Origin of the sequence: Mesorhizobium sp. M2A.F.Ca.ET.043.05.1.1, assembly GCF_003952445.1 — a bacterium.
Classification (GTDB): Bacteria; Pseudomonadota; Alphaproteobacteria; order Rhizobiales; family Rhizobiaceae; genus Mesorhizobium.
The window spans coordinates 1,982,761-2,008,290 of sequence record NZ_CP034446.1; the positions used below are offsets into that span (position 1 = coordinate 1,982,761).

Annotated in this window: 25 protein-coding genes and 1 pseudogene; 10 read left to right on the forward strand and 16 right to left on the reverse strand. The window is 63.5% G+C overall.

Annotation, left to right across the window (positions count from 1 at the left end; genetic code table 11):
- The 3 genes from EJ069_RS09520 to EJ069_RS09535 all read left to right on the forward strand — a co-directional run bounded on the left by EJ069_RS09520 (position 1) and on the right by EJ069_RS09535 (position 3,693).
- A complete protein-coding gene (locus EJ069_RS09520; RefSeq protein ID WP_126061058.1) occupies positions 1-759 on the forward strand; it encodes an MBL fold metallo-hydrolase in 759 nt (252 codons plus the stop codon).
- A gap of 431 nt (positions 760-1,190) precedes the next feature.
- Positions 1,191-1,964 carry an NAD kinase gene (locus EJ069_RS09530; protein ID WP_126061060.1) on the forward strand — a complete coding sequence of 258 codons (774 nt, stop codon included), beginning with the start codon at positions 1,191-1,193 and terminating at the stop codon, positions 1,962-1,964.
- A gap of 190 nt (positions 1,965-2,154) precedes the next feature.
- Positions 2,155-3,693, forward strand: coding sequence for a DEAD/DEAH box helicase (locus tag EJ069_RS09535; RefSeq protein ID WP_189476250.1), 1,539 nt, complete (start codon positions 2,155-2,157; stop codon positions 3,691-3,693).
- 79 nt (positions 3,694-3,772) lie between these two features.
- On the opposite strand, the gene EJ069_RS09540 is transcribed toward EJ069_RS09535, so the two are convergent.
- The 10 genes from EJ069_RS09540 to EJ069_RS32685 form a co-directional block, all read right to left on the reverse strand.
- On the reverse strand, positions 3,773-4,381 hold the full coding sequence (locus tag EJ069_RS09540) for a hypothetical protein (protein ID WP_126061062.1): 609 nt from the start codon (positions 4,379-4,381) through the stop codon (positions 3,773-3,775).
- A 248-nt stretch (positions 4,382-4,629) separates the two neighbouring features.
- Entirely contained in the window at positions 4,630-5,280 is a 651-nt protein-coding gene (locus EJ069_RS09545; RefSeq protein WP_126061063.1) for an OmpA family protein, read from the reverse strand.
- A gap of 136 nt (positions 5,281-5,416) precedes the next feature.
- Positions 5,417-5,785, reverse strand: a complete 369-nt coding sequence (locus EJ069_RS09550) for a GFA family protein (protein WP_071036034.1) — start codon at positions 5,783-5,785, stop codon at positions 5,417-5,419.
- A gap of 148 nt (positions 5,786-5,933) precedes the next feature.
- Entirely contained in the window at positions 5,934-6,311 is a 378-nt protein-coding gene (locus tag EJ069_RS09555) for a hypothetical protein (protein ID WP_126064673.1), read from the reverse strand.
- A 297-nt stretch (positions 6,312-6,608) separates the two neighbouring features.
- Entirely contained in the window at positions 6,609-7,013 is a 405-nt protein-coding gene (locus tag EJ069_RS09560) for a GFA family protein (protein WP_126061064.1), read from the reverse strand.
- Positions 7,014-7,044: 31 nt separating this feature from the next.
- A protein-coding gene (gene prfB, locus EJ069_RS09565) for a peptide chain release factor 2 (RefSeq protein WP_108702967.1) occupies positions 7,045-8,176 on the reverse strand; the annotation gives its coding sequence in 2 pieces (ribosomal slippage) (positions 7,045-8,109 and positions 8,111-8,176; 1,131 coding nt in all).
- A complete protein-coding gene (locus EJ069_RS32680) occupies positions 8,105-8,287 on the reverse strand; it encodes a hypothetical protein (RefSeq protein WP_189476591.1) in 183 nt (60 codons plus the stop codon). The genes prfB and EJ069_RS32680 overlap by 72 nt, the downstream gene beginning before the upstream one ends.
- A 16-nt stretch (positions 8,288-8,303) precedes the next feature.
- Positions 8,304-10,760: a penicillin-binding protein 1A gene (locus tag EJ069_RS09570; protein WP_126061065.1), complete on the reverse strand. Its 2,457-nt coding sequence runs from the start codon at positions 10,758-10,760 to the stop codon at positions 8,304-8,306.
- A 230-nt stretch (positions 10,761-10,990) separates the two neighbouring features.
- Entirely contained in the window at positions 10,991-12,247 is a 1,257-nt protein-coding gene (locus EJ069_RS09575; protein WP_126061066.1) for an N-acetylmuramoyl-L-alanine amidase, read from the reverse strand.
- 417 nt (positions 12,248-12,664) lie between these two features.
- Positions 12,665-12,802 carry a hypothetical protein gene (locus EJ069_RS32685; protein WP_189341632.1) on the reverse strand — a complete coding sequence of 46 codons (138 nt, stop codon included), beginning with the start codon at positions 12,800-12,802 and terminating at the stop codon, positions 12,665-12,667.
- Between the two features lie 92 nt (positions 12,803-12,894).
- Here EJ069_RS32685 and EJ069_RS09580 point away from each other — a divergent pair, with 92 nt between their 5' ends.
- Positions 12,895-15,858: a ribonuclease E/G gene (locus tag EJ069_RS09580; RefSeq protein ID WP_126061067.1), complete on the forward strand. Its 2,964-nt coding sequence runs from the start codon at positions 12,895-12,897 to the stop codon at positions 15,856-15,858.
- Between the two features lie 107 nt (positions 15,859-15,965).
- Here the strand turns inward: EJ069_RS09580 and EJ069_RS09585 are convergent, their stop codons facing one another.
- Genes EJ069_RS09585 through EJ069_RS09595 form a run of 3 tightly spaced genes read right to left on the reverse strand, consistent with a single transcriptional unit; the run spans position 15,966 to position 18,307 of the window.
- On the reverse strand, positions 15,966-16,196 hold the full coding sequence (locus tag EJ069_RS09585) for a hypothetical protein (RefSeq protein ID WP_126061068.1): 231 nt from the start codon (positions 16,194-16,196) through the stop codon (positions 15,966-15,968).
- 27 nt (positions 16,197-16,223) lie between these two features.
- Positions 16,224-17,153, reverse strand: a complete 930-nt coding sequence (locus tag EJ069_RS09590) for a glutaminase (protein ID WP_189341672.1) — start codon at positions 17,151-17,153, stop codon at positions 16,224-16,226.
- A gap of 5 nt (positions 17,154-17,158) precedes the next feature.
- Positions 17,159-18,307: an aminotransferase class I/II-fold pyridoxal phosphate-dependent enzyme gene (locus EJ069_RS09595; protein WP_126061070.1), complete on the reverse strand. Its 1,149-nt coding sequence runs from the start codon at positions 18,305-18,307 to the stop codon at positions 17,159-17,161.
- 185 nt (positions 18,308-18,492) lie between these two features.
- Here EJ069_RS09595 and EJ069_RS09600 point away from each other — a divergent pair, with 185 nt between their 5' ends.
- The 6 genes from EJ069_RS09600 to aat all read left to right on the forward strand — a co-directional run bounded on the left by EJ069_RS09600 (position 18,493) and on the right by aat (position 23,839).
- On the forward strand, positions 18,493-19,905 hold the full coding sequence (locus tag EJ069_RS09600; protein ID WP_126061071.1) for a M48 family metalloprotease: 1,413 nt from the start codon (positions 18,493-18,495) through the stop codon (positions 19,903-19,905).
- Positions 19,906-19,963: 58 nt separating this feature from the next.
- Complete coding sequence (locus tag EJ069_RS09605) at positions 19,964-20,791, forward strand: DsbA family protein (RefSeq protein WP_126061072.1); 828 nt, start codon at positions 19,964-19,966, stop codon at positions 20,789-20,791.
- Between the two features lie 132 nt (positions 20,792-20,923).
- Positions 20,924-21,358, forward strand: coding sequence for a type II 3-dehydroquinate dehydratase (gene aroQ, locus EJ069_RS09610; protein ID WP_042643880.1), 435 nt, complete (start codon positions 20,924-20,926; stop codon positions 21,356-21,358).
- 26 nt (positions 21,359-21,384) lie between these two features.
- Complete coding sequence (gene accB / locus EJ069_RS09615; protein WP_042643882.1) at positions 21,385-21,852, forward strand: acetyl-CoA carboxylase biotin carboxyl carrier protein; 468 nt, start codon at positions 21,385-21,387, stop codon at positions 21,850-21,852.
- A 13-nt stretch (positions 21,853-21,865) separates the two neighbouring features.
- Positions 21,866-23,209: an acetyl-CoA carboxylase biotin carboxylase subunit gene (gene accC, locus EJ069_RS09620; protein WP_126061073.1), complete on the forward strand. Its 1,344-nt coding sequence runs from the start codon at positions 21,866-21,868 to the stop codon at positions 23,207-23,209.
- Between the two features lie 12 nt (positions 23,210-23,221).
- The gene (aat, locus tag EJ069_RS09625; RefSeq protein WP_126061074.1) at positions 23,222-23,839 is read left to right on the forward strand and encodes a leucyl/phenylalanyl-tRNA--protein transferase; all 618 of its coding nucleotides are present in this window, start codon (positions 23,222-23,224) and stop codon (positions 23,837-23,839) included.
- A gap of 2 nt (positions 23,840-23,841) precedes the next feature.
- On the opposite strand, the gene EJ069_RS09630 is transcribed toward aat, so the two are convergent.
- From EJ069_RS09630 to EJ069_RS09640, 3 genes and pseudogenes are all read right to left on the reverse strand, one after another.
- On the reverse strand, positions 23,842-24,225 hold the full coding sequence (locus EJ069_RS09630) for a hypothetical protein (protein WP_126061075.1): 384 nt from the start codon (positions 24,223-24,225) through the stop codon (positions 23,842-23,844).
- A 118-nt stretch (positions 24,226-24,343) separates the two neighbouring features.
- A pseudogene (locus EJ069_RS09635) lies at positions 24,344-24,913 on the reverse strand (DUF2155 domain-containing protein); the annotation flags it as partial.
- 135 nt (positions 24,914-25,048) lie between these two features.
- Positions 25,049-25,447, reverse strand: a complete 399-nt coding sequence (locus EJ069_RS09640; protein ID WP_042643890.1) for an NADH:ubiquinone oxidoreductase subunit NDUFA12 — start codon at positions 25,445-25,447, stop codon at positions 25,049-25,051.
- Between the last annotated feature and the right edge of the window lie 83 nt (positions 25,448-25,530).

Here is a 25,530-nt window from a genome sequence, read left to right on the forward strand (position 1 = left end):
ATGGGCACGCTTCCGGTCATCGAGGCTCCAGACTGGTACGAAACCATCCGCATGGGCGACGACATCACGCTCATCCATGAGCCATGGATCAAGCCGTTCTTCCGCTGCAACATCTGGCATGTGCGGGGGCGCGACCGCGACCTGTTGTTCGACACCGGCCTTGGCCATTTCAGCCTGAGAAGCCATGTGCCGCTTGTCAGCGAGCGCAAGCTCACCTGCGTCGCCAGCCACACGCATTTCGACCATATCGGCTGCCATCACGAGTTCCCGGACCGCTGCGTGCATTCGGCCGAGGCGTCAATCCTCGCCGATCCGCGCAACGAATGGACGGTCGCCGACCGCTACGCCAATGAGGAGATGTTCGACGGCGCGCCGGAAGGCTGGGATACGGCGCGCTATCGCATCCCGCCCGCGCCAGCCGGCCGGCTGCTCGAACACGGCGACATCGTCGATCTCGGCAACCGCGGCTTCGAGGTCATCCACACGCCGGGTCACTCGCCGGGCGGCATCGCACTTTACGAGAAGAAGACCGGTATCCTTTTGTCCGGCGACATCGTCTATGACGGGCCGCTGATTGACGACGTCTACCACTCAGACATCGAGGATTATGTCGGGACGCTGCTCGCCATGCGCAACCTGGACGTGTCGGTCGTGCATGGCGGCCATTTCCCAAGCTTCGGCAAGGTGCGCTACCGGCAACTCATCGACGACTATGTCGCCGGCAAGCGCAAGGCGGGCTGCCACCTGCAGGGCGGTTGAGCGAACGGAAAAAGCGAAAGCCTACAGCGCCCGTTGCGGGCAAGGTGTACCCGTGGCATCGCCGCAACGGGAAGCTGTCGGCTGCGGCCGCTGGCTCGTCTCTTCCGAATGACGCACGAGTTCGGCGAACATAAGCGCGAAACTTCCCATCATCAGGAAGACTATGATCAGACGCGTTACCGGCAATAGACAGGTCTCTCGACTGGCCAGCCCCCGCCAACCCATCCACTGTCGGCTAACATGATCGATCCGGCTTTACGAGTGTTTAAGCCTCCTCTTAACCATTGCGGCCATCACATTCATGTCGCGCCTGTCACGAAGCGCGACTGCGGGTGTGACCCGCCAGCCGGCACGCCGCCCTTCACAGATATGGGCGGCGCATGCTACGCCGTCGCCGGCGCGGCCCCGCAGACGGTCGCCCTCCGGGAGCCATGAGCAAAGCCGCCAGTCGTTTCGCCTTCGTCTCTTCCGACACCGACGACGCCCTCGCCGCGCGGGAAAGCCTGTCGGCGCGCTATGGGCACGTGCCTGTCGCTGAGGCCGAGATCATCATCGCGCTCGGCGGCGACGGTTTTTTACTGCAGACGCTGCGCGAGACGATGAGCACGGGCAAGAAGGTCTACGGCATGAACCGTGGCACCATCGGCTTCCTGATGAATGAATATCGCGCCGGCGGTCTCGAGGAGCGCATCGCCAACGCCGTTGCCGAGATGATCCGGCCGCTGGAAATGGTCGCCGTGACGCATGACGGCGAATCCGTATCGGCGCCGGCCATCAACGAAGTGGCGCTGTGGCGCCAGTCCTACCAGACCGCGAAGATCCGCATCACTGTCGACGGCCAGGTGCGGTTGGAGGAGTTGAACTGCGACGGCGTCATGATCGCCACCCCCGCCGGCTCGACGGCCTACAATCTGTCGGCGCACGGGCCGATCCTGCCGCTCGATGCGCCGCTCCTCGCATTGACGCCGGTCAGCCCTTTCCGGCCGCGCCGCTGGCGCGGGGCGCTGCTGTCCAACAAGGCGACGGTGCGCTTCGACATTCTCGAAGCCGAAAAGCGTCCTGTGAATGCCGCCGCGGACCACACCGAGGTCAAGGCCGTGGCTTCCGTCACCGTGCGGGAATCGCCGACGGAGACGGCGACTTTGCTGTTCGATCCGAACCATTCCTGGAACGAACGCATCCTTGCCGAGCAGTTCCGCTACTGAGCCGGCGCAACGATACCTGTTCGATTAAGCATCGCGATTAAGGTTACGTCTTCACAATCGCCGGGATTTCCGGCTGTTTGTGTTGACAAATCGCGGACTTGCGCCTAACTGCAACCGCGATCTTGCAGGCGCGCGGCGCCTGCCGCAACACGCGTTGCGATTTCCCGAACCAGCCAAAGACAACAAACACTTGTCCTCAGACACCCAGACCGTTCAAGAAGCGTTGACATTTTCAGACCTTGGCCTTTCGCCCAAGGTCCTCTCCGCAGTCTCAGATGCCGGCTACACCAAGCCGACTCCGATCCAGGCCGGCGCCATCCCGCATGCGCTGCTCGGCAAGGATGTGCTGGGCATCGCCCAGACCGGCACCGGCAAGACAGCTTCCTTCGTGCTGCCGATGCTGACGCGATTGGAAAAGGGTCGCGCCCGCGCGCGCATGCCACGCACGCTGATCCTCGAACCCACCCGTGAGCTCGCCGCGCAGGTCGAGGAGAACTTCATCAAATACGGCAAGAACCACAAGCTCAACATCGCGCTTCTGATCGGCGGCGTCTCCTTCGACGAGCAGGACAAGAAGCTCGAGCGCGGCGCCGATGTGCTGATCGCGACACCTGGCCGCCTGCTCGACCATCGCGAGCGCGGCAAGCTTCTGCTCAACGGCGTCGAGATCCTCGTCATCGACGAGGCCGACCGCATGCTCGACATGGGCTTCATTCCCGACATCGAGCGCATTTGCGAGATGATCCCGTTCACGCGCCAGACGCTGTTCTTCTCGGCGACGATGCCGCCGGAGATCACCAAGCTGACCGAGAAGTTCCTGCACGCGCCGGTGCGCGTCGAGGTCTCCAAGGCCGCCTCCACCGCGACCAGCATCACGCAGCGGCTGGTGAAGTCCGGCAACAAGCCTTGGGAGAAGCGCGAGACGCTGCGCAATCTGATCAAGGCCGAAGACGCCGACCTGAAGAACGCCATCATCTTCTGCAACCGCAAGGTCGAGGTGTCGGAGCTGTTCCGCTCGCTGTTGAAGCATGATTTCGACGCAGGCGCGCTGCATGGCGATATGGACCAGCGGGCGCGTATGCAGATGCTCAACAATTTCCGCGACGGCAAGCTGCGCTATCTCGTTGCCTCGGACGTCGCCGCGCGCGGCCTCGACATTCCCGATGTCAGCCATGTCTTCAACTACGACGTGCCGATCCATGCCGAGGACTATGTCCACCGCATCGGCCGCACCGGCCGCGCCGGGCGCGCCGGCAAGTCCTTCACTATCGCCACCCGCTCCGACACCAAATATGTCGACGCGATCGAGAGGCTGATCGGCACCAAGATCGAATGGCATGACGGCGACTTGTCGACCGTGACCGAAAGCGAAGGCGAGGAGCAGCCGCGCCGCGGCCGCGGCGCGCCGCGTCGCGCCGGCCGCAATGACGACGACCGCAAGGATCGCGGCGAGCGCCGGAAGGACCGCCACGCCAAGCGCGACGAGACGCCCGAGACCGTGCGCGAAGAGCAGCCCGTCGCCGAAGTGGCCGACATCGCCGAACGCCGCGCCCGTAAGGATGCGATCCGTTCCGAGAACGAACGCAAGGGTTCGGGCAACCGTCACGAGCAACGCGGCGATGCCCGCCCGCAACGCGACCGCCCCGGGCGCCATCGCGAGGAAGACGACGCGACTATCGGTTTCGGCGACGACGTGCCGGCCTTCATGCGGATTGTCGCCAAGGTCTAAAGCTTCCCGCCAATAAAGCAGAAATCAAAACGGCCCCAAAACGGGGCCGTTTCTTTTCAAGCTGCTTGCTCGCCCTGCCCTACATCGGGCCAGGCATCATCTTGGTCGGCTTCTCCAGCATCGGGAACTCGGCCTTGGTGCATTTCACCTTCGGGTTGGTCGGGGTGAACATGCCGTTCGGATTGTCCCTGAACAGCCAGGCATGGAGGTCGTAGTGGACGAACTCCCGCGGGATGAGCGGGTAGTGCCCTTCCATCGGTCCCATGAACTTCTGGCCGAACAGTGTCGGAACCGCCTTCACGTCCGGCGTCAATGGAACCAGCCATTCCACGGCGACCAACTTCAAACCCTTCTTCGTGGGCTCGTAGATCAGGACGTTGGGCTTCATCGGGTCGAGCGGCTTGCCGATGCTCGGGACATTGACGAAATGGATGCCCATGGCGCCCTTAGGATAATACATGGCGCCGTCAATCTTCTCGCCGCCATAGTAGACGCAGCCTTCGGTCGACAGATAGAGGTCGCGGATGGCGGCGGTGTAATCTTCATATTTGGCCAGCGATTTCTTCAGGGCTTCGATATCGGCCTTGTTGGCATCCTCTGCCCGGGCCGTGGCGGCTCCGAGCCATGCGCCCAAAAGGCCAGTCAAAACGAGGACGCCGCAGCGCCCGAGGCGAGTTGTTCTTGTCATGCATTCCTCCCAGATTCCCTTGATCTGGCCGTGCAAGACCGGGGCGGCAGATGCTATTGCGCGGCCGGTTTGACCGCCCCATCCCCTCTGGAACAGCGGAATGGTAGTCCTTTCCCTGGATTTGAAAAGTATCAATTAGAACAAGCTAATGTCCTACGACCTTTGACCATCCTTGGACACGCCAACAAAAAACGGCCCCTTACGGGACCGTTTTGCTTCGATGGCGCTGCGCAGTTGGGCGCGGTTTCTCAGGTGAGCGGCGACAGCTGGATTTCGACGCGCCGGTTCTGTTCGCGGCCGGCGGCCGTCGCATTGGACGCGATCGGGCGCGTCTTGCCGAAGCCGGTGACGGCGAAGCGGCGCTGATCGACGCCCTGGCCGGCCAGGTAATTGGCGACGGCGAGCGCCCGGCGCTGCGACAGGTCGAAATTATGCTCGTCGCTGCCGGTCGAATCGGTGTGGCCGAACACGTCCACCGTGGTCTGGCGGAACTTCTTCAGCACCAGCGCGACGGAATTCAGCACCGGATAAAAGCCCGGCTTCACCGCGTCCTGGTCGACGTTGAAGGTGATGTCGGACGGCATGTTGAGGATGATCTGGTCGCCGCTGCGGGTGACGCTGACGCCGGTGCCCTGCAACTGACGGCGAAGCTCGGCCTCGTTCTGGTCCATGGTCGCGCCGATCGCGCCGCCGGCCAGCGCGCCGATGCCGGCGCCGATCAACGCATTGCGGCGGTCATTGCCGCCGGCGAGCAGACCAAGGCTGGCGCCTGCCAGCGCGCCAAGGCCGGCGCCGGCCGCCGTGTTGGAAATCTTCTGGTCGCCGGTATACGGATCGGTGGTGGTGCAGGCGCTCACCAGCACAGCCGTCGCCACGACGACGAGCACGGTCTTCTTCATGAGATTGGTCCCTCTCCAGTTCGCGGCCCTTGCGGCCACGCCAAATCAGCCCTTCCGCAGCCTTGTAGCATGAAATGCGGCGAAAAACGGAACGGGAATGCAGCCGCAAAACCCTCGGGCCGTTCCCGCTTCGCCTCTACCACAAATTCTTGCCGTCGATGACCACCACCTCGACCTTATCCAAGTCGAAATCGTCGAACAGGCGCGAATTGACGCTAATCTTCGGGTTGTCGAAATCCGGCTTTCCGGTCGACCAGTCAGGGGTCTCGGTGAAGGTGCCGCAACCGCATATGGCGCAGAAACCATGCTTCACGGTCTTCGAGCCCCAGCGATAGAAGGAGACGTTCTCAGGCGGGCTCGTGAGCTTGAATTGCGACGGGACATAGTAGGCCCACAGCGACCCGCGCTTCGAGCAGAACGAGCATGTGCATTGCGTCACCGTCTGCGGCGCCTCGGCAACCTCGAAGGTTGTCGCCTTGCAGTGGCAGCTGCCTTTGATGGTCATGAACTCACCTCTCCATTGTCCGCCGCGCCCGCTGCGGCAAGGCAACATAAAGGAGCCGTCCTGACAACTGTCTGTCGGCAGGGATGGCGATGTTCTGCCGCTAGGGGTCAGGCCTGCGCTTGGCCATCTTCCGCAGCACCTTGGCCGCCTAGTAAGAAGGCGGCGGGACGAACAGGCAGATGGTCTTGCCGGCGTCGAGCCCGGCCTGATGCGCGCACCAGTGGTATTCGCCGTCGGGCGAATTCTTGATCCGCTTGTCGCTGTAGGCCACCACCTCGCCCGTGCCTTTTATGACATAGCCTTCGGGCCGCTCGCTGATCGATGACTGCGGCACTTCCTTGCAATCGAAGTTGGCACAGCAGGCAAAGGGATATTTCCAGCCTTGCGGCACAGCCGCCGTCGGCTGGGCGTCGTGCGCGATGGCCGGCGGCGTCAGCACCGAGACAGCTCCAACAGCGAAGAGGGAGAACAACAGTCGGCCAGCCGGTCGAGCGGCTTGGGCCGATCTTGATGTGGCAGCAGACATCGAAACGTTCCTTTCGAGCATCAAGCGTTTCAGCTTGCCCGTTCCCGGAACGTGTCTTCCCAGTGGCCGGATCGTCGGTCGCAGTTTATGCCGCGTCCGGCCATAAATGCTTCTATCCCACAGCTCGAATGCTGAGCTGATTCCATAGCCAGCGCAAGAAGTGGGCGCGCCATGGCGACGCGCCGGTTTCAAGCTTCGGCGACGGAAAGGATGCGCAGACCTGGCTGGCAAGAACCAGACAACGGCCTGCGCCCAGGGTGCCTAAGAACGAAGTTCCTCCAAAGGAAGTTCCGGCCTTCAGCCGTCGGCGTGTTCACGATATTGCGGCAGATCGTCTGTAATCGTGAACCACGGCGCCTTTGAACCGACGAAGATATGTGCGCTCGGGCGAATGCCTGGATCGTCCATCAGCGTCCCCATAGCGACATGGACATAGGCACCTTCGCGGACCAATGAATAGACGAGCGAGCCGCAGCGGCCGCAATGCGCGTCATGGCTGCTCTCGTCGCCGAAAATCAACAGCCTGTCGTCGCCCGCGGTGAGACGGAACTTGCCACGCTCGATGCCGGCGAAGGGCTTGAACGCCGCCCCCGTCGTGCGCCGGCAGTTGGAGCAGTGACAGTTCGCGGCATAGACGAATTCGTCCGCCACTTCATAGTGAACGGCGCCGCAGAAGCATCTTCCGGTAAGTTTGCGCGTCACCGGCTTCCTCCGTCGTCCAGCGCCGGCAATCCTAGTCGAGGTCCGCCACCGCTTCGCCCGCACCGCCCTCGATGCGATGCGAGAGCGAAGCTTCCATGAACTCGTCGAGGTCGCCGTCGAGCACGCTCGAAGGCGAGGTGCTTTCGACGCCCGTGCGCAGATCCTTCACGAGCTGATAGGGCTGCAGCACGTAAGAGCGGATCTGGTGGCCCCAGCCGATGTCGCTCTTCGACGCCTCCGTGGCGTTGGCGACCGCCTCGCGCTTCTTCAGCTCTTCCTCGTAGAGGCGCGAGCGCAGCATTTCCCAGGCCTTGGCGCGGTTCTTGTGTTGCGAGCGCTCGGCCTGGCAGGCAACCGCTATGCCGGTCGCGAGATGGGTAATGCGGACCGCCGAGTCGGTGGTGTTGACGTGCTGGCCGCCCGAGCCCGAGGAACGATAGGTGTCGATGCGCACGTCGGATTCGGAAACATTGATCTCGATCGAGTCGTCGATAACCGGATAAACCCAGACGCTGGCGAAGGAGGTGTGGCGCCGCGCATTGCTGTCATACGGCGAGATGCGCACCAGGCGGTGGACGCCGGATTCCGTCTTCAGCCAGCCATAGGCATTGTGGCCCTTGATCAGCACGGTTGCCGACTTGATGCCCGCCTCCTCGCCGTCATGGACTTCCAGCACCTCGACCTTGAAGCGGCGGCGCTCGGCCCAGCGCGTGTACATGCGCAGAAGCATCGAGGCCCAGTCCTGGCTTTCGGTGCCGCCCGCGCCGGCATGGATTTCAAGATAGGTGTCGTTGGCGTCGGCTTCGCCGGAGAGCAGCGTCTCGACCTGCCGAGCCTTCGCCTCGCCCTGCATCGAGCGCAGCGCAGCCTCCGCTTCCGCGATTATGCCGTCGTCGCCCTCTTCCTCGCCGAGCTCGATCAGGCCGATATTGTCTTCCAGAGCCTGGGTCAGCCCCTTGACGGCGGCGATGCCGTCCTCGAGCTCCTGGCGTTCCCGCATCAGCTTCTGCGCTTCGATCGGATCATTCCAGAGGCTGGAATCCTCGGCGCGCGAATTCAGGTACTCAAGCCGCTTTACAGCCTGATCCCAGTCAAAGATGCCTCCTCAGCAGGGTTATCGCCTGCCTGATCTCGTCGACAATGTTGAGCGTTTCCGCGCGCATGGCTTTTCGTTCGGTCCTGTTCTTTTCGGTCTTTTCGGAATAGGCGCGATACATAGGCACGGCATCGCCGCCTGTAAAGCGAAATGGGCCGGCGGTTTCGCGCCGGCCCATTCCGGAATGCAGGAGATCAGTAGAGGCCGCCGCCGCCGTCCTGGATGGCCTGGTTGGCCTGCGGCGACAGCGCGCCACCCGAGCCGTTGGAGCCATCCGCGCCCATGCCGATCACCCAGTAGCTGTCGGCCGGGCCGGTGCCGGGCTTGAACGCCTCGACGATGGTGTTGGGATCGCCTTCGGCGGCGCGCATGCCGGTCTTGCGGTTGATGGCGATCAGCTTCATGCCGTCCGGAACCTGGAAGTCGGTGTTCGGCTTGCCGTCCAGCGCCACACGCATGAAATCCTTGAAGATCGGCGCGGCGAGACCGCCGCCCGTGGCGCCCTTGCCGAGGCCGCGCGGCGTATCGTAGCCCATGTAGAGACCGACGACGAGGTTCGGCGTGAAGCCGATGAACCAGGCGTCCTTTTCGTCATTGGTGGTGCCGGTCTTGCCGGCGATGTGGCGGCCGAGCTCGCCGATGGTGGCGCCGGTGCCGCGCTGGACCACGCCTTCCATCATCGAGGTGATCTGGTAGGCCGTCATCGGGTCGAGCACCTGCTCGGAATTGTCGACCAGCTCCGGCTCGGGCTGGTTCTTCCATTCGGCGGCGTTGCAGCCCTCGCAGCCGCGCTCATCCTGCTTGAACACCGTCTTGCCGTAGCGGTCCTGGATGCGGTCGATCAGCGAGGGTTTGATCGATTTGCCGCCATTGGCCATGATCGAATAGGCCGAGACCATGCGCATGACGGTCGTCTCGCCGGAGCCCAGCGCCATCGGCAGATAGGGCGCCAGATGATCGTAGACGCCGAAGCGCTCGGCATATTCAACGACCAGCTTCATGCCCATGTCGTTGGCGAGCCGCACCGTCATCAGGTTGCGCGACTTCTCGATGCCGGAGCGCAAGGTTGCCGGGCCAGCGACCGTGCCGTCATAGTTCTTCGGCGTCCAGGTGGTGTTGCCGCTCTGGATGGTGATCGGGCCATCCATGATCACCGAGGCCGGCGTGTAACCATTGTCGAGCGCGGCCGAATAGACGATCGGCTTGAACGAGGAGCCGGGCTGGCGCATTGCCTGGGTGGCACGGTTGAACTCGGACTGCGCGTAGGAGAATCCGCCGACCATGGCGAGCACGCGGCCGGTGTGCGGATCCATGGCGACGAGACCGCCTTCGACCTCCGGCACCTGGCGCAGCATATAGGTGTTGTCGGAGCCGTCATTCTTCTGCACGAAGACGACGTCGCCGGGCTCCAGAACCTCCGCCGGAGACTTCGCCCTCACGGACTTGCCGTTGACGAAGTGGCGCATGGCAAAGCCCATGTCGTCCTTGCTGACGGTCCCCTGGACGCGGTCCTTGACGAGTTCGCCAGAGACTTGCCGCGTCGGCTGGATGCCGATGGTCAGGCCGTCCGCCGAACTGTCGAGCACGACGGCAAGCGTCCATTCCGGCACATCCTCGAGGCCTTTCACATTGCCGAGCGGCACGCCCCAGTCGCCGGAAATGTCGATATGCGTGACCGGACCGCGGTAGCCGCGCAGCATGTCGTATTTGAGTAGGCCGTTCTGCAGCGACTTGCGGGCGATAAGCTGGATGTTCGGGTCGAGCGTGGTGCGCACCGACAAGCCGCCCTCATAGAGCGCGTTCTCGCCGTAGCGGGCGATGATCTGGCGGCGGACTTCCTCGGTGAAATACTCGCCGGCAAACAGATAGGAGCCGTTGCGGCGCGGCGACACGCCAAGCGGCTCGGCCTTGGCCTTGGCGCCCTCCTCGCGGGTGACATAGCCATTCTCGACCATCTGGTCGATGACCCAGTTGCGGCGCTCGATCGCGCGGTCAGCATGCTTGAAGGGGTGATAATTGTTCGGGCCCTTGGGCAGCGAGGCGAGATAGGCGGCTTCCGCGACCGTCAGCTCGTTGACCGACTTGTCGAAATAGGTGAGCGCGGCACCCGCGACGCCATAAGCACCGAAGCCGAAGAAGATTTCGTTGAGATAGAGTTCGAGGATGCGGTCCTTGGAATAGGCCTGCTCAATGCGGAAGGCCAGTATCATCTCCTTGATCTTGCGCTCGTAGGTCTGGTCCGAGGTGAGCAGGAAGTTCTTCGCCACCTGCTGCGTGATGGTCGAAGCGCCGACCTGGCGCCGGCCCGAGCCGAGGTTCTGCAGGTTGACGATGATGGCGCGGCCAAGGCCGGTGACGTCAATGCCGGGGTGGTTGTAGAAGTTCTTATCCTCGGCCGACATGAAGGCGGCCTTGACGCGGTCCGGGATGGCCTGGATCGGCAGATAGAGGCGCCGCTCGCGCGCATATTCCGCCATCAGCGAGCCGTCGGAGGCATGAATGCGCGTCGTCACCGGCGGTTCGTATTTGGCCAGAACCTCATAGTCGGGCAGGTCCTTCGCGACATGGCTGATATAGATGGCAAGGCCGGCCGCCACCAGCAACGCCAGCGTCGTGCCGATGCCAAAGAAATAGCCGATGAGACGAATCATGCCCGCTCCAGTCCGAGGTTCGGGAGTTTCCTAGACGAAGCCGGCAGTCGCGCAAGCTTCCCGGGGCGGTCCCAATCCGCAATCAAAAGACCCATGTCGCGACCATGTGGACAAAATACGGCAGCGCGAGATTTGAGGACTCGGTCGCCGAATAATAACGCCGGGTGTTGTCGTCATGCAACGGCTGCTTGGGGTTGCAGACCTCGGGCGGTTGTGGGGGCGTGGGCGGATCAACCGCCCGTCGCCGTTCCGGCCTTGGCAGCGGCAAACAGGGCGACCGCGTTGGTTATGCTTTGCGCCGCCTTGCCGCGCCAGTCGGCGCTGAGCAATTGCGCCTCGTCCTTGCTGTTGGAGAGGTAGCCAAGCTCGACAAGTACGGACGGCACGTCCGGAGCCTTGAGCACCTTGAAGCCGGCCGAGCGTTGCGGATTGTTGATGAGGCCAACGCTGGTCGACAATTGGCCGACCAGCGTATGGGCGAAGCTCATCGAGAATCCGTGCGTTTCCCGGCGGATCAGGTCGATAAGAATGTCGGTGACTTCCTTGTTGTCGTCCTCGATCTTCATCCCCGCGAACTGGTCGGACAGGTTCTCGCGATCGGCGAGCGCCTGGGCTTCCGGGTCGGAGGCCTTGTCCGAAAGTGTGTAGACCGTGGCGCCGCGAAGACCTTTGACGGCAATCGTATCGGCGTGGATCGAGATCAGGAGATCCGCCTCGTGCTGCCGTGCGATGCGCACACGCTCGTCAAGCGCCAGGTAGACGTCGTCATCGCGGGTCATGAAGACATCGTATTTGCCGACCGCGGCCAGCTTGTCGCGCAATTCCTTGGCAAAAGCGAGCGTGACGTCCTTCTCGACCGTACCGGCCGAGCTTTCGGCGCCGCCATCGACGCCACCATGGCCTGGATCGATCACCACCGTGAAGCGATGACCGGGCGCCGAGACCGGCCCGGTGCCGACCCGCTCGCCTTTCTCGGTGGAGACCGTCGAACCGGTGGTCAGCGACTGGTTGGCCAGCGCCTCGTCGAACTCCCGTTCGGAGGCGGCCGATATGTCGATGGCGATGCGATAGCCGGTGCCGTCGTCATTCTTGAGCACGTCAAGCTTATCGACGGCGAAAGGACCCTTGCCGGTGAGGATCAGTCGCGAACCATGTCCCTGATCGCCGTAACGGACGGCCCGCACAAGGCCACGCGGCTTCACATCCTTGGCCTCCAGGGCGAATCGCGTTCGCGGCAAGTCGACGACCAGGCGATTGGGGCCGCGCAACAAGAACCATTTGACGTCCGGCTCGCGATCGAAATTAACGACGATGCGCATCTTGGTGGCGTCGCCGGCCATCTTGTAGCCGGTCGCGCCAAGCAGGCCGTCGGCGCGCGCGGCGGCTGCGAAACAAAGCAGCAGCGCCAGCATCAAGGCGGCCCAGGCCAGGCGCGTGACATGCGCCGCGGCCCCGCCCCTCTTGTCCGCGCTGCCCGCCAGTCCCATCTGTTATCCGTTGCTCCCGGTTTGACGCATTGCGCCCGGTCTTCTCGCAGAGTGCCCGTAAGGCCGCCAATTCGATTAACGATTGGTATTCAGAGAAGGTTAACCAAGCCTTTCATGATGTGAGACGAAGGGCACCTTCCCCAACGGAAGCGCTTTTTGCCGGCATCCGAAATCGGGGTTGCCTTCCATCCCGCCAAATCATAAAAGCGACGTTGGATCACTGCAATCCTGGAACCGCTCGCCTCAGCAGTTTCCTGCCAAAGGTCGGATGCAAAGGCGGCTCCTTTATCCTTCCAGGCTCAGGTGGTCGCGACGATTTTCGCAGGCGTGCTCCCGTGGCGGGGGAATCGCTTGCGTGTGGAAAACGGCCGGGTTTGCCCCGCGCCGGCTCTTCGTGAGCAAACAAGCTGGTCCGGCTCAGCCCGGGCTTTGGTTCAAAAGGTTCTGCTGGGTGCCGATGGCTTCAAGCGCAATCATGGAAAGGTCCGCATCAAACCGCGCCATATTGGCTGCGGGCGGCACCGCCATCGCGCTCAAGCGGCGGCTAGCGGACATTCAATTATCCGGCATGCACACAGATACAGGCGCACAGCGGCGGGCATTGCCACGCCAGCTGCGGCCGTCGGCTGCCGGCAGGAAACAAGATAATGCCCAACAAGATGCTGATAGACGCCTCCCACCCGGAGGAAACACGCGTTGTCGTCGTTCGCGGTAACCGCATCGAAGAATTCGACTTTGAATCCCAGGACAAGAAGCAGCTCAAAGGAAACATCTACCTCGCCCGCGTAACCCGCGTCGAACCTTCCCTCCAGGCAGCCTTTGTCGAGTATGGCGGCAACCGTCACGGTTTCCTCGCCTTCAGTGAAATCCATCCCGACTACTATCAGATTCCGGTCGCCGACCGTCAGGCTCTACTGCGCGCCGAAGCGCAGGAGGCCGAGGACGAAGACGACGAGGAAGCGGAGAACGGCGAAGAGCAGCAGGCGCGCGATCGCGGCGGCCGGCGCAACCGCAGGCGCGGCGGCAAGAACCGTGACCGCGGCGAGCACAGACACGCTTCCTCGGAAAACGAGGAAAGCCCGGCTGAGCCCGCAGCCCTCGAAGAGCCCGCGGCAGAGGCTGCCGGGAGCGAGGAAGCCGGCGGCGTAACTGCCGATGCCTCGCCAGAAGACGCATCGGATGCATCGGATGCATCCATCGTCGCCGAAGCCGTCGAAGTCGAAACCGACCAGGAAACGGCTGAAGAGCCCGCCGCCGAGACCGGCGGCGGCGACGCAGCGGACAACGAGGGCGACAAGCCGTCCGAAGGTGGCCCCACCTCGATTGCCGCGAGCGTCGAAGCCGATGTGATTTCCGAGGCGGTCCCGCAGGCGGATCAGCCCGAGCAGACCGGCGACGCCGCCAGCGACAATGATCGCGGCATGCTGGAGGACGTCTCGGCCTCGCATTCGGACGAGCACGAGGTCGAATCGGTCGGCGCCGAGGATGCGCTCGAGGAAATCCGCAGCCGCCGCAAGCCGGTCCGCCGCCAGTACAAGATTCAGGAAGTCATCAAGCGCCGCCAGATCCTTCTGGTGCAGGTGGTCAAGGAAGAACGCGGCAACAAGGGCGCCGCGCTCACCACCTATCTTTCGCTTGCCGGCCGCTATTCGGTGCTGATGCCGAACACGGCGCGCGGCGGCGGCATCTCGCGCAAGATCACCAACGCGCAGGACCGCAAGCGGCTGAAGGAGGTCGTGACCGACCTCGACGTGCCGCAGGGCATGGGTGTCATCCTGCGCACCGCTGGCGAAAGCCGCACCAAGGCCGAGATCAAGCGCGACTACGAATATCTGATGCGGCTGTGGGAGAACGTCCGCAGCCTCACGCTGCAATCCACGGCCCCTGCCCTCGTCTATGAGGAAGGCAGCCTGATCAAGCGCTCGGTGCGCGACCTCTACAACAAGGATATCGACGAGATCCTGGTCTCCGGCGAGGACGGCTACCGCGAGGCCAAGGACTTCATGCGCATGCTGATGCCGAGCCACGCCAAGGTGGTTCAGCCCTACCGGGACACCACGCCGATCTTCGTGCGCAACGGCATCGAGGCGCAGCTCGATCGCATGCTGCAGCCACAGGTGACGCTGAAGAGCGGCGGCTACATCATCATCAACCAGACCGAGGCGCTGGTCTCGATCGACGTCAACTCCGGCCGCTCCACCAAGGAGCATTCGATCGAGGAGACCGCGCTCCACACCAATCTGGAGGCGGCCGAGGAAGTCGCGCGGCAGCTCAGACTGCGCGACCTTGCCGGCCTCATCGTCATCGACTTCATTGACATGGAGGAGAATCGCAACAACCGCGCTGTCGAGAAGCGGCTGAAGGATCACCTCAAGAACGACCGCGCCCGCATCCAGGTCGGCCGCATCTCGCATTTCGGCCTGATGGAAATGTCGCGTCAGCGCATCCGCGCCAGCGTGCTGGAATCGACCATGAAGCCCTGCCCGCATTGCGGCGGCACCGGCCATGTGCGTTCCGATTCCTCCGTGGCGCTGATGGTGGTGCGGGCGATCGAGGAATTCCTGCTCAAGGATTCGCGCAGCCACATCATCGTGCGCACGCCGGCCGCGACCGCGCTTTATGTGCTGAACCACAAGCGCGCCAACCTTGTGGAACTCGAAGCCCGTTTCGGCCTGACGATCACGATCGAGGCTGACGAGACGCTCGGCACCCAGCATTACGCGATCTTCCGCGGCGCCATCGCCGAGAAGCCGGAAGGCTTCGTCGAGGTGCGCAGCCTGCCGGCCTATGTCGAGCCGGACGAGCCCGAGGACGAGATCGTCATCGAGGAGGAAGAAGAGGCTGCGGTTCAGGCCGAACAGCCGCGCCAGCCGCAGCAGCAGGGCCAGCACCAGCAGCGGTCAGAGGACGGCGAAGGCCGCGACCGCAAGCGTCGCAAGCGCCGCCGGCGGCGTGGCGGCAGGGACCGCGACCGCGAGCATAATGGGGATGTCGTGGCGGCGCCGGCGGAAGCTGGCGAAACCAGCGACGATGCCACGGATGCGCCGGAAGAAGCGGCCCAGGAGGCGACCGCTGGCGGCGAAGCCGAGGCAACCGCTACCGATGATGCTTCCGGCAAGAAGCGCCGGCGCGGCAAGCGCGGCGGCAAGCGCAACCGCCGCGACGACGAGGCTTCAGAGGCCGCCGCCGGCGACGTCGAGGAGGAAGCGGCGGAAGATGAGGACGCCGCAGGCGAGCCGGCGGTGGCAGCCGCGCTTTCGCAGCCTGCTGCCCCCGCGGCCGCCAATAACGACGCCGAGGCGGTCGAAAAGCCGAAGAAGCCCCGCCGTTCGCGCGCCAAGAAGGCCGCCGAGGAGGCCGTGGCGGAGACGGTGTCCGAACCGGTGGCGGAAGCTCAGGTCGCGCCCGTGGCGGTCGAGCCGGAGCCGGCACCTGCCGCTCCCGCGGCGGCCGAGGCGGAGTCTGCCGCCAACCCGCATCCGACGCGGCGCAAGCCGCAATCGATCGATGCGCCGGTTGTTCCCGTCGTGTCCTCGAACGTGTCCGAAGAGGCCAAGACCGAGGACAAGCCGAAGCGTGCAGGCTGGTGGCAGCGCAAGGGCTTTTTCTAGGCCTTTCAATCTTCTAAGCTAAGCAGCTAACAAAATCCCGCGCCATCCGGCGCGGGATTTTTGCTATGGGTGTGGCCGAATTGGAAACACTCTGTGTGGCGCTTCACCTACCGCAATTTTAGCATCTCGCCGTCTTTGTAAATCAAAGCGGCTTCTCGGTTGGCTTTCATGTGACTGCGGGCGAACTTGTGGCAGCGTTCGTCCGTGTTGATTTGGCGCTCTACCCAACGTCGCCAATGAGGATCCGATAGTGCGATGCGCTCGGCCTCAAGAATGCTTGCGCCTTGGCGGGAGCGTAGCTCCTTAATATGCAATATCCACCGATTTCGATCTTCCATGGGCCACCTCCTCCCACCTCATTCATCCTATGGCGCGAAGATCGACCAGTTCATCATCCGCGCGAGCTTCTCGAGCGCGATCGAGCCGAGCTTGGAGTTGCCGTTCTCGTTGAGGCCGGGCGACCACACCGCCAGCGAAGCCACGCCGGGCACGATGCCCAAAATGCCGCCGCCGACACCGCTTTTGCCGGGGATGCCGACGTGGAAGGCAAAATCGCCGGAACCGTCATAGTGGCCGCAGGTCAGCATCAGCGCGCCGATACGGCGTGCCCGCTCGGCCGACACGACCGAATGCCCGGTCGCCGGATTCCTTCCGCTATTGGCGAGGAACCGGCCCGCCATGGCAAGCTGCCGGCAACTCATGGCGATGGCGCAGTGATGGAAATAAACGCCCAGTGCCAGCTCCGGCTCATGATGAAGATTGCCGAAGGATTTCATGTAGTTGGCTAAGGCGAAGTTGCGGTAGCCGGTCGCCCGCTCGGACGCCGCCACTTCGCGATCGATGATGATCGTCTCGTCATCGGCGAGGAACTGGATGAAGCGCAGGATCTCGCCGATCGCCTCGCGCGGCTGATGCCCGGCGAGCAGCACGTCGGAGACGACGATGGCGCCGGCATTGATGAACGGATTGCGCGGGATGCCGTTCTCATGCTCGAGCTGAACGATCGAATTGAACGGATTGCCGGACGGCTCGCGGCCGACTCGCTGCCAGAGCGCATCGCCGATCTTGCCCAGCGCCAGCGTGAGGGTGAAGACCTTCGAGACGCTCTGGATAGAGAAGGGCTGATCGGCATCACCGGCAAGGATGACCCGGCCATCATTGGTCACGGCGGCGATGCCGAATCTCTTCGGATCGACCTTGCCCAGTTGCGGGATGTAGGTCGCCACCTTGCCGCGATCGCTACGCTCGGCCATTTCGGCGGCGACTTCCGCCAATGCTTGCTCGAGTTCCGGCATGTCGTCTATTTCAGCCAGCGTTCGATGCGCGCCAGCGCCTCGATCATGTCTTCATGGCTGCCGGCATAGGAAAAGCGCATGGTGCGATGCCCCTGCTGCGGATCGAAATCGCGGCCTGGCGTCGCCGCGACATGCGCCTCGGCCAGCATTTTTCGCGCAAAGGCCATGCTGTCATTGGTGTGACGGGTGACATCGCAGAAGGCGTAGAAGGCGCCGTCCATGGGAGCAGCCAGCGCAAAGCCGAGTTCCGGCAGACGCTTCATCAGAAGGTCGCGATTCCAGGCATAGCGCGCCTTCACCTTTTCGAGTTCCTCCGTGGCCTTGAAGGCCTCGATCGCGGCAATCTGCGACAATTCCGGCGGCGAGATATAAAGGCTCTGGGCGATGCGCTCGACCGGCCGCACCAGTTCATCGGGCAGCACCATCCAGCCGATGCGCCAGCCGGTCATGCAATAGTATTTCGAGAAGGAATTGATCACGGTCACGCCGGCGCCATACGCCAGCGCGGTCACATCGGGCGCCGCATAGGCCAGCCGGTGGTAGATTTCATCGGAGATGACGGCGATGCCGAGTTCCTCGGCCGTCTTCACCAGCGCCGCAAGTTCGTCCGCCGGGATCACCGCACCCGTCGGATTGGCGGGGCTGGCGAACAGCACACCCTTCAGCGGCTTATCGCGATGCGCGCTCTTCAGATGCTCGGCATGCAGATAGGCGTCCGCGCCGAGCTCGATCTCGACGATCTCGATGCCGAGCGCGGCCATGATGTTGCGATAGGCCGGATAGCCGGGCGCGGCGATGGCGACGCGGTCGCCCGGATCGAACATCGCCAGGAAAGCGAGGTTGAAGGCGGCCGACGACCCCGTGGTGACGGCAATGCGCGACGGCGCGACGTCGATCCCGTAATGCTCGCCATAGTGCTCGGCGATCGCCTTGCGCAGATCGGCCAGGCCCAAGGCATCGGTGTAGCCGATGCGGCCGTGCCTGAGGGCCGCGGCCGCCGCTTCGCGGACGCCCGCCGGCGCGGGATCCGACGGCTGGCCGACGGCCATCGACACCACGGGCACGCCGGTGGCCTTCAGCCGGTTGGCTTCGGCCAGGATGTCCATGGCGTGGAAGGGCTCGACTTCCCCCCGGCGCGAAAGCGAAACGACCATTTGACCTCTTCCAACTGCCCTATTTCGGTGAATTCCGGACGCAAGCAGCGCAGACTTGTCCTTGAACTGCCCTAGTTAAAGGAACAGCGCCGCACAAATGCCCGATTGATGTGGGGATCACAAGCGCGCAGGAAGTTGCCGGCGCCGACTTTTCATCTTTCGCCCGCTCGTCTACCAGTGGACCTATGTTGAGCCGACCCCGACCATCGATTGGCAGATCGACCTCTCTCAGCCGAACCGCGCGCGGCTTCGCGACGCTTATGCTTGCCGCCGCCGTTGCCGTGTCGGGCTCGGTCAGCGCCTTCGCGCAAGGCGTGCCGGTGGTGCGCGACGCCGAGATCGAGGCGCTGGTGCGCGATTATGCCCGGCCGATCTTCAAGGCTGCGGGGCTTGCAAATGACGGCATCGACATCGTTCTAGTCAACGATCCGAGTTTCAACGCCTTCGTCACCGGGCGGCGCCTGTTCGTCAACACCGGCGCGCTGGTGACCGCCGAAACGCCGAACGAGATCATCGGCGTCATCGCGCACGAGGCCGGCCATATCGCAGGCGGACATCAGCAGAAATTGCGCGACCAGCTCGACCGCGCCAAGACAATGGCCATCATCGCCACGCTGCTCGGCGCCGGCGCCATGGTTGCCGGCGCGACCACCAACAGCAAGGGCCTGGCGGGCGCCGGCATGGGTGTTGCCGCCGGCGGCGGCGAGATGGCGCAGCGCTCGATCCTTGCCTATCAGCGTACCGAAGAGATCACCGCCGACCGCTCGGCGATCACTTATCTCAACGCCACCGGCCAGTCCGGCATGGGCATGCTGAAGACCTTCGGCCGCTTCCAGAGCGCGCTGTCGCTCGCCGGCACCCAGGTGGATCCCTACCGGATCAGCCATCCGATGCCGCAGGAGCGCATCGCCAACCTTGAAGTGCTGGTCAAGCAGAGCCCCTTCGTCAATGTTGTCGACCCGCCGGCGCTGCAGCAGCGGCACGACATGATGCGCATCAAGATCGCCGCCTATATGCAGGGCCAGGCGGCCGTCGCGCGGCTGATGCGCAAGAATCCGGCCAGCATCGCCTCGCGCTATGGCGACGCGCAGCAGACCTATCTCTACGGCAATCCGGGCGCGGCGCTGACCAAGACGGCGGCGCTGATCAAGGAACAGCCGAAGAACCCCTATTTCCAGGAGCTGCGCGGCGATATCCTGATGAAGGCCAACAAGCCGAAGGACGCGGCGGACGCCTATGCCAAGGCGGTGAGCCTCGATCCCGCGCATTCCGGACTGCTGCTGGTCTCGCTCGGCCAGGCGCTGATGGCGGTGGGCACGCCCGATTCGCTGAAAAAGGCCGTGGTCCAGCTCAACAACGGCGTCGGGCGGGACAAGGAGAATGCCGAAGCCTACCGCTTCCTGGCGCAGGCCTATGGAGAACAGGGCGACATTCCGGCAGCCGATCTTGCCACCGCCGAGGGCCATTACTATGCGGGCGACTACAAGAATGCGAAGATCTTCGCCATGCGCGCTCAACAGAAATTGAAGCGCGGCGAACCCCGCTGGGTACGCGCTCAGGATATTATAAACTACACACCGTCTAACAAACTCAAATGAACCTCCCGGACGTCGACGACGACGAAGGCGGACCGGAACAGGAAAAAGGACGAGGACAATGAACAAGGCAATCCTGCTTGGCAGTGCCGGCGGCCTGGCGGTGGCGCTCGGCATGCTGGCCTTCGGTTTCGTGGCGGGAAATCCGCAGGCCGCGAAGGCCGACACCGTGCAGGTCGCCCAGGTCACGTCCTCCACCGACACCAAGGCGGCCGCCGATACCAAGATCGACCGCAAGGAGGTCGAGGGCATTATCCGCGACTACCTCTTGAAGAACCCGGAAGTGCTGCTCGAGGTGCAGGACGCGCTCGAGGCCAAGCAGAAGGAAGAGCAGCGGCTTGCCGCACTGGGCGTCATCAAGAATTCCAAGGACGAGATCTTCAACTCGACGTTCGACGGCGTCGTAGGCAACCCCAAGGGCAAGGTCACGATCGTCGAGTTCTACGACTATAATTGCGGCTTCTGCAAACGCGCCATCGAGGACATGAAGGCGCTGACCAAGGCCGACCCGGACCTGCGCTTCGTGCTCAAGGAGTTCCCGATCCTGAGCCCCGATTCGCAGAAGGCCAGCGTCGTCTCCATGGCGTTCCACTTGATGCACCCGGAGAAATACGGCGAATTCCATACCGCGCTGCTCGGCGGCCAGGGCCGCGCCACCGAAGCGACCGCTATCAAGGTGGCGCTTTCGCTCGGCGCCGACGAGGCGACGCTGCGCGAGAAGATGAAGGATCCGCGCATCGCCGAGACGCTTTCGCGCACCTATGACCTTGCGACGAAACTGTCGATCACCGGCACACCGTCCTATGTGGTCGGCAACGAGGTGATCTTCGGAGCGCTCGGCCAGCAGGTTCTGGCGGAAAAGATCGAAGAGGCAAAAAGCGCGCTGTAGGCGCTTGCGGATACAAAAGCCGGCCGCTGTGGACAGCGTAAGAACGCACTTGCGCTCTTTTCGCGGGCGGCTATGCCCATTATAGAGGCCCAGTGCGCCGGCTTGGGGTCGGCGTGAAACAAGGTCGGCATATTGAAAACGATTTTCGTCCTCAACGGTCCCAATCTCAATGCGCTCGGCAAACGCGAGCCGGGAATTTATGGCGGCAAGACGCTTGCGGCCATCGAAGAGGACTGCAAGGCGGCGGGCGCCGCGCTTGGGCTCGGGATCGATTTTCGCCAGTCCAATCATGAGGGCGATCTGGTCGACTGGATTCAGGAAGCCGGCGAGAAGGCTGCAGGAATCGTCATCAATCCCGGCGCCTACAGCCACACCTCGATCGCCATCCACGACGCCATCCGCTCTGTTGCGCCGCTGCCCGTCGCTGAGGTCCATCTTTCCAACATCCACGCGCGGGAGCCCTTCCGCCACGTCTCCATGGTCGCGCCGGTCGCTGTCGGCATGATCTGCGGGTTCGGGCCGCTCGGCTACACGCTCGCGCTGCAGGCACTGGCGGCACGCCTGTGACCGGCCCCCAAACAGAAGGCTCGAAAATGTCGATAAAAAAGACCGGTGTTGACCAGCAGCTGATCCGCGATCTGGCGGGCATCCTGAACGACACCAATCTGACCGAGATCGAGGTCGAGCTCGGCGACCTCAAGGTGCGCGTGTCGCGTCAGTCGCAGGCTGTCCATGCGGTTGCCGCGCCCCTGCCCGCGATCGCCGCTCCCGTCGCTGCCGCGGCTCAGCCGGCAGCGGCCGCCGCCGCGGCGCCTGCCGATCCGTCCAAGAACGCCGTGCCTTCGCCGATGGTCGGCACTGCCTATCTGGCGCCCTCGCCCGATGCCAAGCCGTTCGTCGAGATCGGCCAGAAGGTGAAGGAAGGCCAGACGCTTCTCATCATCGAGGCGATGAAGACGATGAACCAGATTCCTTCGCCGCGCGCCGGCACGGTGACGGCGATCCTCATCGAAGACGCCCAGCCGGTCGAGTACGGAATGCCGCTGGTGGTCCTCGAGTAGGAACAGCCAAGAGATGTTCCAGAAGATCCTCATCGCCAATCGCGGCGAAATCGCGCTCCGGGTGCTGCGCGCCTGCAAGGAGCTCGGCATCCAGACGGTGGTGGTCCACTCGACCGCGGATTCCGACGCCATGCATGTGCGGCTCGCCGACGAGAGCGTCTGTATAGGCCCGCCGCCGTCGCGCGAAAGCTATCTCAACATCCACCAGATCGTTGCCGCCTGCGAGATCACCGGCGCCGACGCCGTGCATCCGGGCTACGGCTTCCTGTCGGAAAACGCCAAGTTCGCCGATATCCTCGCCGCGCACAACATCACCTTCATCGGCCCCTCCGGCGACCATATCCGCATCATGGGCGACAAGATCGAGGCCAAGCGCACGGCAAAGCGTCTCGGCATTCCCGTGGTGCCCGGCTCCGACGGCGCGATCAGCGACGAGAAGGAAGCCAAGCGCGTTGCGGCCGACATCGGCTATCCGGTGATCATCAAGGCCTCCGCGGGCGGCGGCGGCCGCGGCATGAAGGTGGCGCACACTGAAGCGGATCTCGAAGTCGCGTTGCAGACGGCAAAGTCGGAAGCGGGCGCGGCCTTTGGCGACGACGCCGTGTATATCGAGAAATATCTGGAGAGGCCGCGCCATATCGAGGTGCAGGTGTTCGGTGACGGCGCCGGTCGCGGCGTGCATTTCGGCGAACGCGACTGCTCGCTGCAGCGGCGCCACCAGAAGGTCTGGGAGGAAGCCAATTCGCCGGCGCTCAATGCCGAGGAACGTTCGCGCATCGGCAACATCTGCGCAAAGGCGATCGCCGATCTCGGCTATTCCGGCGCCGGCACGATCGAATTCCTCTATGAGAATGGCGAGTTCTATTTCATCGAGATGAACACGCGACTGCAGGTCGAGCATCCGGTGACCGAAGCGATCACCGGCATCGACCTCGTGCATGAGCAGATCCGCGTCGCTTCCGGCGGCGGGCTGTCGGTCAGGCAGGAGGACATCAAGTTCACCGGCCACGCCATCGAGTGCCGCATCAACGCCGAGGACCCGCGCACCTTCACGCCTTCGCCCGGCACGATCACGCATTTCCATACGCCGGGCGGCCTCGGAGTCCGCGTCGACTCCGGTGTCTATTCCGGCTACAAGATCCCGCCTTATTACGATAGCCTGATCGGCAAGCTGATCGTGCATGGCCGCAACCGCGTCGAATGCATGATGCGGCTGCGCCGCGCGCTCGACGAATTCGTCGTCGACGGCATCAAGACGACGCTGCCGCTGTTTCGCGACCTTGTCGGCAATCCCGACATCGCCAATGGCGACTACGACATCCACTGGCTGGAAAAATACCTGGCCAAGGGTGAATAGCACGGGGATGCGATGACCCGCCCCTACGCGCCAGGCTATCGCATCCCGACCGACCTGCTGCTCAGGGCTTACGCCTCGGGCGTCTTCCCGATGGCCGAGAGCGCCGACGACCCGGAAGTGTTCTGGGTGCGGCCGGAAACGCGCGGCATCATTCCGCTGGACGGGTTCCATACACCGCGCAGCCTCAAGAAGACGATCCGCAGGCACCCGTTCGAGATCCGCTACGATTTCGATTTCGAGGCGACGATCGACGGCTGCGCCGAGAAGCGCGAAGAGCGCCGCTCGACCTGGATCAATGCGCCGATCCGCGAAGCCTATGTCGAGCTCCATCGCCTCGGCCACTGCCATTCGGTCGAAGCCTGGCGCGAGGACCGCCTGGTCGGCGGCCTTTACGGCGTCTCGCTCGGGCGCGTGTTCTTCGGCGAGAGCATGTTCGCAAGGGAGACCGATGCCTCGAAGACGTGCCTCTATTATCTCGTCGAGCGGCTGAAGGCGCGCGGTTTCGCGCTGCTCGACACGCAGTTCACCACCGAGCATCTGAAGCGCTTCGGCGCCATCGACGTGCCGCGCGGACAGTATGAGAAGCTATTGGCCGAGGCGCTGAAGGGCGAGGCCGTCTTCTATCCCTGAGGTCAGCCCTGCGCCGTATCAATCGGCGTCTGCGCATGGAACATCATCTTCCAGCCGTCGGCCCGGTGAACATAGCCGGTGCTGACCAGCGCGGCATAGGATTCGCCGTTCTCACGCGTCGCGCGCGCTTCGTAAGTCAGCATGACGATATCGCTGCCCGGCTCGACCATTCCCTTCAGCTTGATGTCGAGGTCGCGCCAACGGTTGGGTTTGCTGGCTGTCGCCGCCAGTTCGGCGTTGGTCATCGCCTTGGCCATTTGCGGAAACGCCACCAGGCATTCCACATCGGCATTGGCTTCATAATAGGCGGAATCGCCGGTCCAGAAGCCCTTCTCGATGTCGAGAAGCTCTTGCTTGTTGGCCATGATGGGCTTCGTGGCGGTCATCGCGGAATCCTCCTCGCCTTGCCGAGTTGGAACGGCTGAAAGGCGGGCAGGTTCCGGGATCAGTTGGTGCTGGAAGGATCGTCGTCGGCTGGCTCGGGGCAGTGTCAGCCGGCTCGGCCGCCGGCTCCGCCGAAGCCTTGGGCTTGGCGGCCTGGGTCTTCGGCTTGCCCGTCTCGGCCTTTGCCGCAGTCGGCGGCGGCACGTCCGACTTCTGCTTGCAGCCCTTGAGCCAGACGTCATAGACGGCGTGCTCGACGGCGTTGAGACCAGGGCTTTCGGCAAACATCCAACCCGTGAAGATGCGACGGATCTTGCGATCAAGCGTGATCTCGTCGACCTCGACGAAGGAATCGGTCTTCGGCTGCTCCGTGTCCGGCCGCGAATAGCAGACGCGGGGCGTGACCTGCAAGGCGCCGAACTGCACGGTCTCGTCGACATAGACGTCGAAGGTGATGATGCGGCCGGTGATCTTGTCTATGCCGGCGAATTCGGCCACCGGGTTGGTGATACGCTCGGAGGTAGCCGGCGCAGGGGCCGGCGCCTGCGCGGCGGCGAAAGTGGCTGTCGAGGCAAGCAGAAGGGACGTCCCGGCGATCAGCGCCTTAGAGATTTGGGCTGGAATCCTGAGCCGCAATTCCGAACGGAAAACCGCTGCGCACTTTTCCTGGAATTGCTTAGAAGAGCTCATGCAAAATACCGGTGGTTGTGCCCGGGTGATTCTTCAATGCCCAAGGCTAATCATGGCCGCGCAGTCAGCAAGCAGCTAAACGCCAATTGTGGCGATAAAGGATCGAAGCGGCGCTTTGGATTGCGATCCGGAGGATTACGATCCCGGCGTCCAGGCATCGTAGTCGCCGGTCACTTGCGGACGATGCTGGTTGGTCAAGATCGAACCTTGCGGCCGATAGGCGCCGGGCGTTCCCGTGAGGTTCGCCCGATGCGGCTTCTGCCACTCGCGCGCCTTGTAGCTCTCGCCCGAAGGGGGCGTGTCGACGCGGTGATGGATCCAGCCATGCCAGCCGGGCGGGATCTTCGAGGCTTCCGAATAGTCGCGATAGATCACCCAGCGGCGGGTGCGGCCTTCCGAATCGACGCCGCCTTCATAATAGACGTTGCCTGCTTCGTCCTCGCCGACCTTCTTGCCGAAGCGCCAGGTGTGGAAGCGGGTGCCAAGCGTCTGGCTGTTCCACCAGGTGAAAAACTGCAGCAGGAAAGTTTTCATCCAGATCCTCGCGGCGGCAGCGGCTGCGCCTCTCCCCTGCTTATGGCGTCACGCCACCGCGAAGGCAAGGGTTTTGCCGCTCC

Bases quoted from the DNA above. Each gene is read 5' to 3' on its own strand.
- EJ069_RS09590 (WP_189341672.1), bottom strand. From the start codon at position 17,153: ATGCCGGAACTCGAGCAAGCATTGGCGGAAGTCGCCGCCGAAATGGCC.
- EJ069_RS09555 (WP_126064673.1), bottom strand. From the start codon at position 6,311: ATGTCTGCTGCCACATCAAGATCGGCCCAAGCCGCTCGACCGGCTGGC.
- accC (WP_126061073.1), top strand. From the start codon at position 21,866: ATGTTCCAGAAGATCCTCATCGCCAATCGCGGCGAAATCGCGCTCCGG.
- EJ069_RS09575 (WP_126061066.1), bottom strand. From the start codon at position 12,247: ATGGGACTGGCGGGCAGCGCGGACAAGAGGGGCGGGGCCGCGGCGCAT.
- EJ069_RS09630 (WP_126061075.1), bottom strand. From the start codon at position 24,225: ATGACCGCCACGAAGCCCATCATGGCCAACAAGCAAGAGCTTCTCGAC.
- EJ069_RS09585 (WP_126061068.1), bottom strand. From the start codon at position 16,196: ATGGAAGATCGAAATCGGTGGATATTGCATATTAAGGAGCTACGCTCC.
- EJ069_RS09570 (WP_126061065.1), bottom strand. From the start codon at position 10,760: ATGATTCGTCTCATCGGCTATTTCTTTGGCATCGGCACGACGCTGGCG.
- EJ069_RS09595 (WP_126061070.1), bottom strand. From the start codon at position 18,307: ATGGTCGTTTCGCTTTCGCGCCGGGGGGAAGTCGAGCCCTTCCACGCC.
- aat (WP_126061074.1), top strand. From the start codon at position 23,222: ATGACCCGCCCCTACGCGCCAGGCTATCGCATCCCGACCGACCTGCTG.
- accB (WP_042643882.1), top strand. From the start codon at position 21,385: ATGTCGATAAAAAAGACCGGTGTTGACCAGCAGCTGATCCGCGATCTG.
- EJ069_RS09520 (WP_126061058.1), top strand. From the start codon at position 1: ATGGGCACGCTTCCGGTCATCGAGGCTCCAGACTGGTACGAAACCATC.
- EJ069_RS09545 (WP_126061063.1), bottom strand. From the start codon at position 5,280: ATGAAGAAGACCGTGCTCGTCGTCGTGGCGACGGCTGTGCTGGTGAGC.
- EJ069_RS09540 (WP_126061062.1), bottom strand. From the start codon at position 4,381: ATGACAAGAACAACTCGCCTCGGGCGCTGCGGCGTCCTCGTTTTGACT.
- EJ069_RS09550 (WP_071036034.1), bottom strand. From the start codon at position 5,785: ATGACCATCAAAGGCAGCTGCCACTGCAAGGCGACAACCTTCGAGGTT.
- EJ069_RS09580 (WP_126061067.1), top strand. From the start codon at position 12,895: ATGCCCAACAAGATGCTGATAGACGCCTCCCACCCGGAGGAAACACGC.
- EJ069_RS09640 (WP_042643890.1), bottom strand. From the start codon at position 25,447: ATGAAAACTTTCCTGCTGCAGTTTTTCACCTGGTGGAACAGCCAGACG.
- EJ069_RS09530 (WP_126061060.1), top strand. From the start codon at position 1,191: ATGAGCAAAGCCGCCAGTCGTTTCGCCTTCGTCTCTTCCGACACCGAC.
- EJ069_RS09600 (WP_126061071.1), top strand. From the start codon at position 18,493: ATGTTGAGCCGACCCCGACCATCGATTGGCAGATCGACCTCTCTCAGC.
- EJ069_RS09605 (WP_126061072.1), top strand. From the start codon at position 19,964: ATGAACAAGGCAATCCTGCTTGGCAGTGCCGGCGGCCTGGCGGTGGCG.
- EJ069_RS32685 (WP_189341632.1), bottom strand. From the start codon at position 12,802: ATGTCCGCTAGCCGCCGCTTGAGCGCGATGGCGGTGCCGCCCGCAGCC.
- EJ069_RS32680 (WP_189476591.1), bottom strand. From the start codon at position 8,287: ATGGGCCGGCGCGAAACCGCCGGCCCATTTCGCTTTACAGGCGGCGAT.